Here is a 14,180-nt window from a genome sequence, read left to right as displayed (position 1 = left end):
GATTAGCATGTCCCCATGACGACGCCCCTTCGCAAGGACGCAGCCCGCAACTGGGACCGCATCGTCGCTGTCGCCCGTGCCCTCATCGACCAGGGCACACCCCTGCAACTGAACGACGTCGCCAGCCGCGCCGGACTCGGAGTCGGCACCGTCTACCGCCACTTCGCCACCCCCGAGGCGCTGCTGGAGACCGTCGCCACTCCCTGCCTAGAAGCACTGACCGCCCACGGCCAGCAGGCGCTGGCCGACACCGACCCCTGGCACGCGCTCGAAGCCTTCTTGTTCCGCACCGTCGAAGCACAGGTCACCGACGCGTCCCTGGCCCCGGTCGCCGCCGCAGCCACCGACACCTTGCCACGCACCACGGAACTCAAAGAGACGCTTCAGTCGGTCGGCACCGCACTCCTCGACCGGGCGCGCAACGCCGGGGCGGTCCGACGTGACCTGGCCGCCACCGACCTCGTCCCGCTCATGTGCGGTATCGCCTACTCCGTAAACGTCCACGGCGGCACACCCGCCGACCGGCTCGACACCGCACACCGCTACTTGGCCGTACTCCTCGAAGGGCTGCGTGCCACGCCACAGCACCCGTGAGAGCACCACCCGCACACCAACAGGGGTGCTTCGGGTGCCCTCCGCCGGTGTGGTCAGTCCGATCGCCAGCAGGAGACGGCTGCCCGCCCCGACGGCTGCATGGCGCCCAGGTCCGCGACCGCCGTCCCCCTGGGGAACCGTGACCGCGAAGGTGGGGGAATTCCGTGACGCGGAACCGGCCGAAAGCGGGAAATTCCTTGACCGTTGACAGTCGGGCCCTGGTCAGATCGTGACGGGGCCGTGGGCGGTGGCGAACTCGACCGAGACCAGGCCCGGTTCCTCATCCTCGACCCAGGTGACGTCGATCTGGTCGAGGGGGTGGTCGGCCGGTTCGCCGAGGAATTCGGCGATGGAGGCGGCGTCGCCGGCGATGGAGACCCCGTGGATGGTGGTGGAGGTGCGCGGGTCGGCGCTCGGGCGCTCCTCGATGGGGACCAACCACTGAAGGAAGTAGGGCAGTTGCGGGTCCTCCAGCAGTTCCAGCAGGCCGATCTGCTTCCACCTCAGGTCGAACCCGTCGGGGCGGACACGGTGGCCCTCGGCCGAGGTGCGGCCGAGGCGGGCCTCGACCGGGGCGATGTCGTCGACGGAGACCACCCAACCGAGCCAGCCGCCGCCCTCGGCGGCGCGGCGCGCGACCGCCTGGCCGAAGGGTGCGCGGTCGGCGGCGGGGTGGTCGAGTGTGGTGACGACCTCGACGTAGGTGCCGCCGCTCAGCGGGAGAACAAAATTGCGGGTGCCGAATCGCGGGTGCACGCCCCCGTCGACGAACCCGGCGCCTAGGGCCGATCCGATCCACTGGACGGTCGAGACGAAGCTGTCGCGGGCCACCGCATAGGACACATGATCAAGTCGCACTGCGCCATCATCACCCGACCACCCGCACAAATCCCGACGCCACGCCCGCCGCCCCGGCCGCGTCCGCCGTGGATCAGCCGTGGAGCGGATCGATCATCGTCATCCCGGCGGGGGAGGCCCGGTCGAAGCCAGGCAGCAGCGCTGCCGCCTCGTCGAGGCCCACGAAGGCCCGGCCGTGATCCGCCGGACACCCCCTAGCGCTGGGAGGGGCCCCCAGGTGCCGTGCATCGCAAGGCGGAGGGGCGCCCGCCGTCCGCAAGGACCGTGGCCCGACCGGCGCTGGCCTCACGGGATGACTCCCGCACCAGACGCTCAGTCGATACAGAACTCGTTGCCCTCGATGTCCAGCATCGGGATGCACGAATCGTTGCCGTCATAGAGCGTTCGCACGTGTACCGCGCCGAGCGGGACCAGGCGTACGCATTCGGCCTCGAGTACGGCGAGGCGTTCTTCACCCACAAGTCCGGTGCCGACCCGCACATCAAGATGCAGCCGGTTCTTGGCGGTCCTCCCTTCGGGGACGCGCTGGAAGTACAGCCGCGGGCCCACACCTGAGGGATCGATGCAGGCGAACCATGAATCCCGCTGCTCAGGTGGCTGCGAACCCTTGAAGTCATCCCAAGTGGCGAACCCCTCTGGTGGCGGCGGTACGACGTACCCCAACACCTCGCACCAGAAACGAGCGAGACGCTCGGGTTCTGCGCAGTCGAAGGTGACCTGAAACTTCTTGATCGACGACATCGGTGCACCGTACCAAGGGGACTTGGGACGCTGCCGCTCCTTTCCCCAGCGGGTTCCGCCCGCAACCCGTCAGACCCTGTACCGTCTTGGACATCAAGACCTAAGGGCTGTTCTGCCGCATCCGGTTCAGCGTCTCGTCCAGCGTGATGGCCGCGTCGATGAGGGCCAGGTGGGTGAATGCCTGGGGGAAGTTGCCGAGCTGGCGGCCCGTGAGGGCGATCTCCTCGGAGTACAGGCCGAGGTGGTTGGCGTACGTCATCATCTTCTCCAGCACGAGCCTGGCCTGATCGGCCCGCCCGGCCCGTGCCAGGGCGTCGACGTACATGAAGGTGCACAGGGAGAAGGTTCCCTCGGAGCCGCGCAGGCCGTCGGGCGAGGCCTCGGGGTTGTAGCGGTAGACCAGGCTGTCGGTGACCAGCTCCCGGTCCATCGCGTCCAAGGTGGTCGTCCACATCGGGTCTTCGGGGGTGATGAAGCCCACCGTCGGCATCCGCAGCAGCGACGAGTCGAGCACGTCGCTGCCGTAGTGCTGGACGAACGCCTGGCGCTCCGGGTGCCAGCCCTTGGCCAGGATCTGCTCGTAGATGCTGTCGCGTTCGGCGGCCCAACGGCCGCTCTCGGCCGGCCGGCCGTGGGCGACCGCCAGCCGCAGCGCACGGTCGAAGGCCACCCAGGACATGACCCGGCCGTAGGTGAAGTGCTGGCGCCCGCCGCGGGTCTCCCACAGCCCCTCACCGGCCTGGTCCCAGTGGTCCACGAGCCAGTCGAGCAGCCTGCGCAGCGACGTCCAGCCCTTGATGTCCAGGTGGATGCCGTGCTGGTGGGCGAAGGAGATGCTGTCAAGTGCCTCGCCGTAGATGTCCAGCTGCAACTGCGTCGCCGCGCCGTTGCCTATGCGCACCGGCGCGGATCCCTGGTACCCCTCCCAGTGCTCCAGGGTCTCTTCGTAGAGGTCGGAGGAACCGTCCACCCGGTACATGATGTTCAGCGGTCCCGTGTCGGTGTCGCCGCCGGCCTTCTCCTTCACCCGGTCGCCCAGCCAGCCGATGAACGCCCTCGCCTCCTCCGTGAACCCCAGCCCCAGCAGGGCGTACACGGAGAAGGAGGCGTCGCGGATCCAGGTGAAGCGGTAGTCCCAGTTGCGCTCGCCTCCCAACTGCTCCGGCAGACCGGCCGTGGGAGCGGCCACCAGGGCGCCGGTGGGGGCGTACGTCATCAGCTTCAGCGTCACTGCGGAGCGCTCCACCGTCTCGCGCCACCGGCCCCTGTACCGGGACTGGCGCAGCCACGACCGCCAGTACTGCCTGGTGTCGGCGAAGAGCTCCTGGAACTCTGCGACGCGGATCTCCCGCGGCGGGCCCTCCGCGGCCGACTCCATGACCAGACCGCGCTGCTGTCCGGCCTCGAGGGCGAGCGAGACCTGCAGGTCGTGCTCGCCGGTGAGCCTGTGCACCAACCGTTCGTCCTCCGGCTCCCGTACCACGCTGAGGGTGAGCTCAAGGTCGTCCGAGGCGAACACCGCCCCGTACTGGGTGAGGTGCAGCGTGTGCGGCTTGCGGCCGTAGTCGAACCGCGGGGCGATGTCGATCTGGAAGGTCATGCTGCCGCGCACGCAGCGCAGCATGCGGACCAGGCGGTGGCGGTCCGTCGCCGTCCCTCCGGTCACCGGCATGAAGTCGACCACCTCGCCGGCTCCGGACTCGGTCATGAACCGCGTCACGAGGATCGCGGTGTCCGGCAGGTACAACTGCTTGGTGGTGTAGGTCCCCTCCGCCGGTCTGACGGTGAAGTGCCCGCCCTTCTCCCAGTCGAGCAGCGCCCCGAACACGCTGGGGGAATCGAATCGCGGGCAGCAGAACCAGTCGATCGTTCCGTCCGTGGTCACCAATGCAGCGGTCTGCAGATCACCGATCAGGCCGTGATCTTCGATCAGCGGGTAGTCAGCCATGGGAGGACCCCTTCCGACGCCACCCAGTCAGCTTAGGCACGGAATTCCCGGCGGGCCTGCCGGGCGGTCCCGGGCCCGCCCGGCAGGCGCCTGGAATCGGCTCTAGCATGGAACGGCGCGAACCGGATGATCAGGCCGCATCGCACCGCCGGATCCGGAGGTCGCCCGTGCCGCCGGTCCTTGCGCCGGCTCCCGGAACCGACGGCGGTGCGCGGTGCGGACCGGACGGGAGCCGATGATGTTGTCCTGGGCGGCGCGCTTCCGGTTGCGGCAGTACGCCAAGGCGAGCCTGTGGATCGTTCCCCTGATCGGACTCGTCCTGGGCGCGCTGCTCGCCGAGTGGCTCGCCGACGTGGAGCCGGCGGGCTGGGTGCCGGACAACTGGCAGTACTCCGCGACGACGGCGAGCAGCGTGCTCAGCTCGGTCGTCGGATCCATGGTCGCGCTGCTGGGGTTCGTCGTGACCATCGGTGTGCTCGTCGTCCAGCAGGCCACGGGAACGCTGTCCCCGCGCTACATGCGCCTGTGGTACCGCGACCGGCTGCAGAAGGCCGTGCTGGCCACGTTCACCGGGACGTTCGCGTACGCCTTTTCCCTGTTGCGCAGGATCGAGGCGGACTCCGTCCCCGACTTGGGGGTGACCCTGTCCGGCGTGGCCGTCTCCCTGAGCCTCGTACTGCTGCTGATCTACCTCAACCGGTTCACCCACAACCTCCGGCCCGTGGCCATCGCCGATCTGGTCGGGCGCATGGGCGGCAAGGTGCTCATCCGCGCGACGGAACGCATCCACCGCTCCTCGGCACGCGACGAGGCGTCCGTGCCGCCGGCCGGCCCGGTGACCCGCATCCGGTCCGAACGGGGCGGGGTCATCCAGGCGTTCGACGCGGCGGGGCTGATCGCCGCCGCCGTCCGCCACGACTGCGTCCTCGTACTGGCCCACCAGGTGGGCGACTTCGTGCCGCCCGGCACCACCCTCGTCGAGGCCCACGGCTCAGCACGGCCTCCCGACCCGCGGCGGGTGACCGGTCTCGTCGCCCTCGGGACCGAGCGGACCATCGAACAGGATCCCGCCTTCGCCCTGCGCATCCTCGTCGACATCGCCATCCGCGCCCTCTCCCCCGCCGTGAACGACCCCACGACCGCGGTGCAGGTGCTCAATCACATCGACACGTTCCTGCACATGGTCGGCCGGGCCCGGCTCCGCGGCCGGTACGTGCTCGCCGACGGCCGGGGCCGGCCGCGGCTGGTGGTGCCGGGCCGCGGCTGGGAGGACTACCTCCAGCTCGGCGTGACCGAGATCCGCGAGTACGGGGCCACGTCCCTCCAGGTGTGCAGGCGGCTCCGCGCGCTGTTGGAGGACCTGCTGGAGACGCAGCCGGCCGAGCGCCTGCCGGCGGTTCGCGCGGAACTCGTCCTCCTCGACGAATCGGTCCGGCGGGCGTTCACCGACCCCGCCCGCCGCGCCGGCGCGCAGACGGCCGACCGGCAGGGCATCGGCGGTGGGCGGCGCCCTCGGAGCGAGCCCTCCCGGTGAGCCGTTCACCCGTCCAGCCGTCCACCCGTCGGCTCTCCGGCCGATCCCCTCGTTCACCCGTTCACCCATTGGGACGCGGATCGCTCGCGTCCACCCGCCCGGCGCGATCCCCTGCAAGGTGAACCCCACCGCCAGGAAAGGACGCGCCATGACGCACGAAGGTGCTGAGGGACTCCCCGGCGCGGACCCGGAGCGCTCCGAACTGGAGCAGCTGCGCACCCGGGTGGCGGCGCTGGAGGCGGCCAAGGCGGACCGGGAGACCCATCACCGGTGGAAATCCTTCTTCGCCGCTCTGCTCATCGTCCTCGGCTGTGTCCTCGCCCCGCTCGCAGCCGTGGCGGCGTGGGCGTCGAGCGAGATCGGCGACACGGACCGGTACGTACAGACAGTCGCCCCGCTCGCGTCCGACCCGGACATCCAGGCGGCGGCGGCCACCCGGGTGACCAACGCGGTCATGGAACACATCGACCTCCCGGCCCTGCTGGAAGGCGCGGCGCCCGCCGACCGGCCGCTCCTGGAGAAGGCACTCGGCAAGCTCGGCGACTCACTCGAGAGCGCGGTCCGCAGCTTCGTCCACGACAAGACGGAGGCCATCATCGCCTCCGACACCTTCGCGCGGATCTGGACCGCCGCTAACCGCCACGTCCACACGGCGGTGGAGGACGCCCTCACGGGCAGCGGCGACGGCGCGGTGAAGATCAAGAACGACTCGGTGACCGTCGACCTGGGGCCGGTCGTCGCTCAGGTCAAGCAGCGCCTCGTCGACGACGGCATGACGGTGGCCGCGAAGATCCCCGAGGTGCACACCGACTTCACGGTCCTGCGGTCGGACGACATCGGCAAGGTCAAGACCTACTTCCGCCTGCTGCAGATCGCCGGCACCTGGCTGCCGGTGCTCTCGGTGCTGCTGGTCGCCGCCGGTGTGCTCCTCTCCCGCCACCGCCGCCGCGTTCTCGTGGCGGCGGCCCTGGCCTTCGCCTTCGCCACCCTCATGCTGGGCGTGGCCCTGACGGTCTTCCGCGTGGTGTACCTGAACGCACTGCCGGACAGCGTCTCGCAGCCCGCGGCGGAGAGCATCTACGACGCGATGACCCGCTACCTCCGCACGACGGTCCGGATGACCGTGGTGCTCGGCGTGGTGATCGCGCTGGCCGCCTGGCTGACCGGCCCCGGCCGCTGGGCCACTCTCGTACGGCAGGTGTGGCACTCGGGCATCGGCGCCGCCCGCTCCACGGCGGACCGGGCGGGCCTGCGCACCGGCCCGGTCGGCCCGTTCGTCCAACACAACCGCGGCCCGATCACCTGGATCCTGGTCGCCGCGGCCGTACTGACCTTCGTCCTGTGGAGCTACCCGACCGGCCTGGTCATCATCGTCATCGCACTCGTACTCCTCTTCGCGATGGCTGTGGCGGAATTCCTCGCGGAGGACGGGAGCGGCCGGGGCACGGTGCACGCGGGGAGCCACGAACCGCCGCCACGGTGAAGCGGGCCGCCGGCCGCCCGGACCGGCGGCCGGTGCCCGTCCTCCTACAGGTACGGGTCGAAGGCGATGCCCGCCGGCTTGGCCTCGGCCAGGTGGGACGCGAAGGAACCGTCCTTCAGGCCGAAGTGGGCGCTGCCGAAATCGGCCTGGATGAGCTTGTCCCGCACCGTCGCGGGGTAGCCCGACCACCCGACGAGCGCGGGGAACTGCCAGGCGCGGCGGTGGTTCTCGGGCGGTTCGTCGTTGGTGTTCGCCGCGCGGAAGCAGTGCGTGCCGATGCCGTCCTTGTGGTAGACGATCTTGGGGTGGGTGCCGTCCCAGCGGATCTGGTCGCGCGTGTGGATGTTGAAGTCGCCGTGGGCCGAGGTGGCGACGTACTTGGCTTCGTCGCCCTGGATCCACACCACCACGTGCTCCCAGTCGTGGCGGTGGCCTCCGATGCTGCTGCCGGGGACGGCCTGGTCCTTCTCGAAGTACAGCGCGTACATCACGGCGCACCAGCCGTTGTTGCAGGTCCAGCGGGAGTAGCCGTTGGTGTTGTCGAGGTCCCAGGCGTCCCGGCAGCTGCCGTTGAGGGCGCCGGTGGGTTTGAGTCCGCCGTTCAGAACCCCGTCCGGGCCTATGGCGGGTGTCGGGTAGCAGCCGTCGGTGTCGTAGTCGTAGGCCGGCTGGAAGGTCCGCTCGATGGCGTCGGCCTGGGCGGGCAGGGCCGGGGGCGGCGCCGCGAAGGCCACCTGGGAAACGCCGACGACCAGCGCGAGCGTGGTGCCGGCCACCACGATGGATCTCCGGATGTGACGGTTCGTCCGCAAAACAGGCCTCCTGGCCGGTCGGAATCAGGGGGCGGGACGGATCGCGACCACCATCGACCGACACGCCGGGAGCATCATTCGCGAACGGCGGCGGCACAGCAAGGGCCCGAGCACCCCTCATTCCGGTGCGGGCATCATGAACAGCCACTTGTGCAAGGATGATTGACAGAGCGTCAGGGGTAGGCGAGGGGCGGACCGCAGCTCGGGTCGGGGCTCCGCAGGCGCGGAGCCGGCGCAGGGAGCGGCTCGCCACGGCCGTGCACGGCGGGCAGGTGCGGCACCCGGCCCCGGGGCGGGAGCAGGGCGGTCGGCTACGAGGGCCCGCCGCCGCGCGGTCCGATGGGCCGGGCGGGGTGGGTGGGGTGGGAGCCGGGGGCGACCCGAACCGTCGGCGTGACGGCCCTGCGGGCAGGGGCCGCCGCACCGTGGCCCCCGAGGGGCCGAGGGTCGAGGATCGAGGTCACACGGTCATCGCCCCACGGTGTTCATCAGGACGATGGCCAGGAGGTCCAAGAGGATGACGGCGACGACGACGCCGATCGTGACCCAGGCTCCGCGGGATTCGTCCATGCGCACGACTCACCTTCCGACTCGGACACGGCCATGATGACCCGGTTCCACGCGGAGCGCCCGCGGCCGCGGTCCGATTGTGCGGGGGCCCGCCACGAGCCCGCTTTCAGCCGGGGCGGCCGTCGGGGGTGAGGGTGGCGGCGGCCGCGAAGAGGCGGGCGCAGCGCTGCGTCATGGCCCGCGGGGTCTGCTCCGGATGCTTGACCCACCAGCGGACGAGGGTGGCGACCAGGTCCCGCCAGACGTACTTGAGCGCGTCGGCGTCCAGCGGGTCGTCGGATCCGGCCGCACGCAGCAGTTCGGCGGTGCCGCCGGCGGCGAGCCGGTCGATGGCCGACCAGTACTCCGCGGCCCGGCGCGCGGCTTCCCCGCCGGGCGGCAGGGTGGTGTCGTACAGCACGAACCACGCCTCCCGCTGCCCCTCCAGGGCGGCGAAGATGCCGTGGAGCACGCGCAGCGGCGTGTCCGGCGCCGTCCCGTCCGGGCCCATGGCCGTGCGGATCGCGTCCAGGAGCCGGTCCGCGACGGGGACCAGGCAGGCGATGTACAGGTCCTCCTTGGTGCCGCAGTACTGGTGCAGCAGCGTCTTGGTGACGCCCACGCGGGCGGCGATCGCGGGGAGCGACGCGGCCGCGTAGCCGCGGGTGCCGAACTCCTCCGTGGCAGCGTCCAGCATCTGCTGCCGACGGTGGTGCCTGGGGACTCCCTTGGTACCGGCTCTTGCAGAAGGGGTTGCCATGCATGGATATTATCAGTAGGTAATTTACCTGTAGGTAAATTACTGCGACCCCTGGAGCGCACCCATGGCCGGCACCACCCCGCAGCCGACGTCCCGTACCCGCTCCTGGTGGGGCTGGGGCTGGACCGACGCGCATCCCGACGACGCGGAATGCGCCGCGATGGGCGCCCTGCTCCCCGGCACCCTCAGCCACCCGCTCCCCGTGCCCCGCGTCCGTGACCTGGGCATCGGGAGCCCCGCCGCCGAACCCCCGCGGAGTCTCGGCCACCTGGTCACCGCCGACCCCGCGGACCGCGCCGCCCATGCCATGGGAAAGGCGTACCGCGACGTGGTGCGCGCCCTGCGCGGGCGCCCCGGCCGCATCCCCGACCTCGTCGCCCGCCCGACGGACGAACGCGGCGTGGCCGACCTCCTGGACTGGGCCGGTGACCGGCAGATCGCCGTCGTCCCGTACGGCGGGGGTTCCTCGGTCACCGGGGGCGTGGAGTACCGCGGCGACGCCCACCGGGCCGTGATGTCCCTCGATCTGACCGCCATGGGCCGCGTCCTGGAAGTCGACGCCGAGGGCCGGGCCGCGCGCATCCAGGCCGGCACCCTCGGGCCGAGCCTGGAGGGCCAGTTGCGGCCCCACGGCCTCACGCTGCGGCATTTCCCGCAGAGCTTCGAATTCTCCACCCTGGGGGGCTGGCTCGCCACCCGGGCCGGCGGCCACTACGCCACCGGCCGCACCCGCATCGACGACTTCGTCCAGTCCCTGCGTGTCGTCACCCCAGCCGGTACGAGCAGCTCCTGGCGGTTGCCCGCCTCCGGAGCGGGCCCCTCCCCCGACCGTCTGTTCCTGGGCTCCGAAGGGGCCCTCGGCATCATCACCGAGGCATGGGTCCGCCTGCAGGTACGCCCCCGCCACAAGGCGTCCGCCGCAGTGGCCTTCGCCGGCTTCCACGACGCGCTCCGTGCGGTGCGCGCCCTCGCCCAGTCCGATCTCTCCCCCGCCAACTGCCGCCTGCTGGACGCCGGTGAGGCCGCACTGTCGGGCGCGGCCCGGGACGGCTGCGCCGTGCTGGTCCTGGGGTTCGAGTCGGCGGACGAGCCGGTGGCCGCCCGGCTCGAACAGGCCGTCGGCCTGGCCCGCTCGTACGGTGGCCGCTACGACGGAACCGCCCGACCGGACGAGACCCCGGGCGGGGACCCGGCCGGCGACGCGGTCGGCGACACGGCCGGCGACACGGCCGTGAGCGCCTGGCGCTCGGCCTTCCTGCGGATGCCCTACCTCCGCGACGGCCTGGCCAGGATGGGCGCCGTCGCGGAGACCTTCGAGACGGCGGCCACCTGGGACCGGATCCCCGGCCTGATCGACGCGGTGCGCACGGAGGTCGGCGAAGCGGCCCGCAAGGCGACGGGTCATGCCGCGACCGTCAACTGCCGCCTGACGCACGTGTATCCGGACGGGGCGGCACCGTACTTCACCGTCCTCGCCGCAGGCCGCCCCGGTGACGAGGTCGCGCTCTGGGACGACCTCAAGGCCGTCGCGAGCGAGGTCCTGCACCGCCACCGGGCCACCATCACCCACCACCACGCCGTCGGCCGGGACCACCGTCCGGGCTACGACCGCCAGCGCCCCGAGCCCTTCGCCCTCGCGCTGCGGGCCGCGAAGGGGGCGCTCGATCCGCGGGGGATCCTCAACCCGGGCGTGCTCGTGGACTGAAGGGGGGCCGAGCAGGGCCTCGGGTTCCGGGCGCCCTGCCCGGAGCGGCGGAGCCGTCCGAGCGACGGGACGGCCGTACGAGGGGACGGCCGAGCGAGGGGATGCGGGGCCGGGACGCCCGGTGGCCCGTCGGTTGATCGCAGCCGGCCGGGCCGCGGGCCGGGCCGCGGGCGCCGCGCACCGGCCTCAGCCGGCCGCTTTCCCGATGAGCGCGCCGATGCGTGCCTCGTCCGCGGCCGTCAGCCCCGTCAGGGCGTAGCTCGTCGGCCACATGGCGCCTTCATCGAGATCCGCCAGGTCGCTGAAGCCGAGCGTGGCGTACCGCGTCTTGAACTTCTGCGCGCTCTGGAAGAAGCAGACGACCTTGCCGTTCCTGGCATAGGCGGGCATTGCGTACCAGAGCTTCGGCGCGAGGTCCGGCGCAGTGGCTCTGACGATGCGGTGGACCCGCTCGGCAAGGACGCGGTCCGCTTCCGGCATTTCGGCGATCTTCGCGAGCACCTCGCCCTCCGCGTCCGCCTTGGCCGCGCGCGGGCCGCGGCGCGCGGCCGTCCTCAGCTCCTGCGCGCGCGCCTTCATCGCGCCCCGTTCCTCGTCCGTGAACCCGTCGTGCTCCTTGTCGGCCGCGCTGGTGCTCTCGGCGGACGTCTGCGTGCTCTTCATGGCAGGTTTCCTCTCTTGCGCCGGGTTCATGTCCGTCACGCTAGTTGCGGCTCGGTCGCCGGCGCTTCTCGATTCCTGACCGGTCCGCTCCGCCCTTCCGTCGGGTACGGCGGCGTCCCCGCCGCGGCGGCCGCCGTGCGGAGCCGGTAGGTGCCGGGCGGGATGCCGACCCGCTCCGTGAAGCGGGTGCTGAAGATCCCCGGCGACGGACAGCCGACCGTCAGACGGACCTCGGTGACGCTGAGGTCCCCGCGGTGCAGGAGCGCCGTCGCGCGCTCGATGCGGCGCGCCGTCAGATAGGCGTACGGCGAAGCGCCGTAGGCGAGCCGGAACTGCCGGCCGAGGTCCCCGGCCGGCATGTTCGCGCCCCGGGCCAGTGCCTCGACGTTCAGCGGCTGCGCGTACTCCCGGTCGATCCGGTCGCGGACGCGGCGCAGCCGCGCGAGGTCGTTCAGGTGCTGCGCGGCGGTGAGCGCGCGCCCCCACGCGGGATGGCACATGAGAGGACTCCTTTCATCGATGCTCGCGGATCACCCGGGTACGGGCTGATGCCCGGACGGCCGACGGCCGGGCGGCCACCGGCCACCGGCCATCGGGGGCGGATCGGGTGCGGGTGCCGGACGGCTCAGCGAAGCTCTTGGATGCGGATCAGGTTGCCCGCGGGATCGCGGAAGGCGCAGTCCCGGACGCCGTACGGCTGGTCGGTCGGCTCCTGGACGACCTCGGCGTCGGCGGCCTGGACCTTCTCGAAGGTGCCGTCGAGGTCCGGGGTGGCCAGCAGGATCCAGCCGTAGGTGCCCTTGGCCATCATCTCGACGATGGTCCGGCGCTCGTCCTCCGTGACCCCGGGGTCGGCGGCCGGCGGTGCCAGGAGGATGGACGTACCCGGCTGATCGACGGGACCGACCGTGATCCAGCGCATCTTGCCCTGGCCGACGTCGCTGCGGACCTCGAAGCCGAGGATGTCGCGGTAGAACACCAGGGAGGCGTCCGGATCGTCGTGCGGGAGGGCGGTCGTGTGAATGGTGATGTCCATGGCCGCCACGTTAGTTCGGCCCGGGGGCCGGCGCTTCTCGATTCCTGATCGGTCCGGCCGTCTTTCGCGCGCGCCTTCACCGGGCGGCCCCCGGCGGGCGTCGGCTACTCCGTGCCGGTCAGTCGCGTTGCCGCGGGCACGGGCCCCGGCGCGGAGGACTGCGACCGAGGACCCTTCCCCGCCCGGCTCCGGTCGCGGTACCACGCACCCGCACCCACCAGCACGGCTGCCCCGGTTCCGTACACGGGCAGCCACAGGGTCGTCGTGGCCGCCAGGCACTCGGCAACGGCCTTACGGCTCTGGGTCTCCTGCGCGTACGCCACAGCAGCGGCGTCGCGGCCGGCCAGGTCCGCCACCGCGGCCCTCGTCCGGATGGCCTCGTACCTGCCCGGCCCGTCGCACCCGCTCCGCGTGTCCGGCATCGGGAACAACCAATCCCAGCGCTGCAGCATGGGGGCCAGTGCGATCGCCACGCACGGGCAGCCTCCAACCCCGGAGGAGAGGCCCGTGAGCGACTCCAGCCCGCGAGGAATCCGAAGGCCGGCAGCCACCGGAGCAGACAACGGCTCCGCCGGCCAGGCCGGGGTCATCGGCATCGGACTCGCCGCCGTACTGACGTTCGCACTTCTCAGCATCCACCGTGCGGCGTCGCGGGTCCCGGCGCCATGCCGGACGGGGTCACCGCCCCGCCCGGATGGGGGAGCGACGGGTCCGGCGGGTGCCCGCGGGGAAGTACCGCTGCGGGTACGCCCGTCTCCCGACGGGCGAGGCCCCCGCGGATCGACACCCCTCGAGGTCATGGATGACGCGGCCGAGGCCCGAACCCGGTCGACGCCGCGCCCGGCCCGTGGGGCCCCAGGTCGGCCGGCCGCCGCGGCCCCTGCCGGCGGGGAGAGCGGGAGCGGCAACGGCCCGCACCGCCCGAACGTCGGCGACGGCGACAGCGACAGCGACAGCGACAGCGACGGGCCACAGGGCCACCCGCCGGGCCACCCCGCGCTGTCGGCGGCGCCCCGCGGATAATGGCACCACCCTGGACCGAACCGAGAGATGACGAACCAATGACCCTGAAGGAAGGCCAGCGGGTGAAGCTGGCGGCGGACACCCGGCTCACCAACTGGGCTGCGATGACGGGGGACTCCTCGACGTCGACGGGCACCGTCGCCGGGTCCCTGTCCCTGGCGGCCGGCACGGAGGGCACCGTCGAGCGCGTGGTCGAGCACCACCATCAGAGCCGAGAGGTCAGCGAGTACGAGCGTCTCAAGTCGCTGCTCGACGCCTTCGGCAGCGAGATGCCCACGGAGAGCAGGAGGCAGCTCGAAGAGCAGGTCGGCTCCCTGGAGCCAGAGTGGATCGCCTACCAGCAGCAGGGGCTCCGCGTAACGGTCCGCGTCCGTCTCGACAACGGGTTCATCCTCGACGACACGCACGAGGACGCCTTCACTCCCGCCTGATGCGGGCTTGCCCCATGGCCGCGGGTCGCGGGTCGCGGGTCGC

14 protein-coding genes are annotated in these 14,180 nt (G+C 71.8%); 5 read left to right on the top strand and 9 right to left on the bottom strand.

From position 1 onward, the window contains the following. Positions 1-15 precede the first annotated feature (15 nt). A complete protein-coding gene (locus ACFCZ1_RS03310) occupies positions 16-594 on the top strand; it encodes a TetR/AcrR family transcriptional regulator (RefSeq protein ID WP_376676607.1) in 579 nt (192 codons plus the stop codon). Positions 595-816: 222 nt separating this feature from the next. On the opposite strand, the gene ACFCZ1_RS03305 is transcribed toward ACFCZ1_RS03310, so the two are convergent. The 3 genes from ACFCZ1_RS03305 to ACFCZ1_RS03295 form a co-directional block, all read right to left on the bottom strand. Beyond that, a complete protein-coding gene (locus ACFCZ1_RS03305) occupies positions 817-1,452 on the bottom strand; it encodes a VOC family protein (RefSeq protein ID WP_376676606.1) in 636 nt (211 codons plus the stop codon). A 312-nt stretch (positions 1,453-1,764) separates the two neighbouring features. Continuing rightward, complete coding sequence (locus tag ACFCZ1_RS03300; protein ID WP_376676605.1) at positions 1,765-2,193, bottom strand: VOC family protein; 429 nt, start codon at positions 2,191-2,193, stop codon at positions 1,765-1,767. Positions 2,194-2,293: 100 nt separating this feature from the next. Next, positions 2,294-4,141 carry a glycoside hydrolase family 15 protein gene (locus ACFCZ1_RS03295; protein ID WP_376676604.1) on the bottom strand — a complete coding sequence of 616 codons (1,848 nt, stop codon included), beginning with the start codon at positions 4,139-4,141 and terminating at the stop codon, positions 2,294-2,296. 235 nt (positions 4,142-4,376) lie between these two features. Between ACFCZ1_RS03295 and ACFCZ1_RS03290 the strand changes: the two genes are divergently transcribed. Both ACFCZ1_RS03290 and ACFCZ1_RS03285 read left to right on the top strand, forming a co-directional pair. Continuing rightward, positions 4,377-5,675, top strand: coding sequence for a DUF2254 domain-containing protein (locus ACFCZ1_RS03290; RefSeq protein ID WP_376676603.1), 1,299 nt, complete (start codon positions 4,377-4,379; stop codon positions 5,673-5,675). A gap of 148 nt (positions 5,676-5,823) precedes the next feature. After that, positions 5,824-7,158 (top strand): hypothetical protein, encoded by a 1,335-nt coding sequence (locus ACFCZ1_RS03285; protein WP_376676602.1) that lies wholly within the window; start codon positions 5,824-5,826, stop codon positions 7,156-7,158. A gap of 44 nt (positions 7,159-7,202) precedes the next feature. Here the strand turns inward: ACFCZ1_RS03285 and ACFCZ1_RS03280 are convergent, their stop codons facing one another. Next, positions 7,203-7,970, bottom strand: coding sequence for an NPP1 family protein (locus ACFCZ1_RS03280; protein WP_376676601.1), 768 nt, complete (start codon positions 7,968-7,970; stop codon positions 7,203-7,205). A 676-nt stretch (positions 7,971-8,646) separates the two neighbouring features. Continuing rightward, positions 8,647-9,279, bottom strand: coding sequence for a TetR/AcrR family transcriptional regulator (locus ACFCZ1_RS03275; protein ID WP_376676600.1), 633 nt, complete (start codon positions 9,277-9,279; stop codon positions 8,647-8,649). 64 nt (positions 9,280-9,343) lie between these two features. Here ACFCZ1_RS03275 and ACFCZ1_RS03270 point away from each other — a divergent pair, with 64 nt between their 5' ends. Continuing rightward, positions 9,344-10,984, top strand: coding sequence for an FAD-binding oxidoreductase (locus ACFCZ1_RS03270; RefSeq protein WP_376676599.1), 1,641 nt, complete (start codon positions 9,344-9,346; stop codon positions 10,982-10,984). Between the two features lie 186 nt (positions 10,985-11,170). Here the strand turns inward: ACFCZ1_RS03270 and ACFCZ1_RS03265 are convergent, their stop codons facing one another. The 4 genes from ACFCZ1_RS03265 to ACFCZ1_RS03250 form a co-directional block, all read right to left on the bottom strand. Further along, on the bottom strand, positions 11,171-11,647 hold the full coding sequence (locus ACFCZ1_RS03265) for an iron chaperone (protein WP_376676598.1): 477 nt from the start codon (positions 11,645-11,647) through the stop codon (positions 11,171-11,173). 35 nt (positions 11,648-11,682) lie between these two features. After that, positions 11,683-12,147, bottom strand: coding sequence for a helix-turn-helix transcriptional regulator (locus ACFCZ1_RS03260; protein ID WP_376676597.1), 465 nt, complete (start codon positions 12,145-12,147; stop codon positions 11,683-11,685). A gap of 125 nt (positions 12,148-12,272) precedes the next feature. Beyond that, a complete protein-coding gene (locus ACFCZ1_RS03255) occupies positions 12,273-12,683 on the bottom strand; it encodes a VOC family protein (RefSeq protein WP_376676596.1) in 411 nt (136 codons plus the stop codon). 104 nt (positions 12,684-12,787) lie between these two features. Next, entirely contained in the window at positions 12,788-13,156 is a 369-nt protein-coding gene (locus ACFCZ1_RS03250; protein ID WP_376676595.1) for a hypothetical protein, read from the bottom strand. Positions 13,157-13,744: 588 nt separating this feature from the next. Here ACFCZ1_RS03250 and ACFCZ1_RS03245 point away from each other — a divergent pair. Next, on the top strand, positions 13,745-14,137 hold the full coding sequence (locus ACFCZ1_RS03245; RefSeq protein WP_376676594.1) for a hypothetical protein: 393 nt from the start codon (positions 13,745-13,747) through the stop codon (positions 14,135-14,137). The last annotated feature ends 43 nt before the right edge of the window (positions 14,138-14,180 follow it).

It is taken from the genome of Streptomyces sp. NPDC056224, from assembly GCF_042267665.1.
Classification (GTDB): Bacteria; Actinomycetota; Actinomycetes; order Streptomycetales; family Streptomycetaceae; genus Streptomyces.
Note: the sequence above shows the minus strand (reverse complement) of the source record. Positions and strands in the feature narration are given on the sequence as shown.

Coding starts and splice junctions, on each gene's coding strand:
- ACFCZ1_RS03310 (WP_376676607.1), top strand. CDS start 16: ATGACGACGCCCCTTCGCAAGGACGCAGCCCGCAACTGGGACCGCATC.
- ACFCZ1_RS03270 (WP_376676599.1), top strand. CDS start 9,344: ATGGCCGGCACCACCCCGCAGCCGACGTCCCGTACCCGCTCCTGGTGG.
- ACFCZ1_RS03275 (WP_376676600.1), bottom strand. CDS start 9,279: ATGGCAACCCCTTCTGCAAGAGCCGGTACCAAGGGAGTCCCCAGGCAC.
- ACFCZ1_RS03295 (WP_376676604.1), bottom strand. CDS start 4,141: ATGGCTGACTACCCGCTGATCGAAGATCACGGCCTGATCGGTGATCTG.
- ACFCZ1_RS03290 (WP_376676603.1), top strand. CDS start 4,377: ATGATGTTGTCCTGGGCGGCGCGCTTCCGGTTGCGGCAGTACGCCAAG.
- ACFCZ1_RS03260 (WP_376676597.1), bottom strand. CDS start 12,147: ATGTGCCATCCCGCGTGGGGGCGCGCGCTCACCGCCGCGCAGCACCTG.
- ACFCZ1_RS03255 (WP_376676596.1), bottom strand. CDS start 12,683: ATGGACATCACCATTCACACGACCGCCCTCCCGCACGACGATCCGGAC.
- ACFCZ1_RS03265 (WP_376676598.1), bottom strand. CDS start 11,647: ATGAAGAGCACGCAGACGTCCGCCGAGAGCACCAGCGCGGCCGACAAG.
- ACFCZ1_RS03285 (WP_376676602.1), top strand. CDS start 5,824: ATGACGCACGAAGGTGCTGAGGGACTCCCCGGCGCGGACCCGGAGCGC.
- ACFCZ1_RS03300 (WP_376676605.1), bottom strand. CDS start 2,193: ATGTCGTCGATCAAGAAGTTTCAGGTCACCTTCGACTGCGCAGAACCC.
- ACFCZ1_RS03245 (WP_376676594.1), top strand. CDS start 13,745: ATGACCCTGAAGGAAGGCCAGCGGGTGAAGCTGGCGGCGGACACCCGG.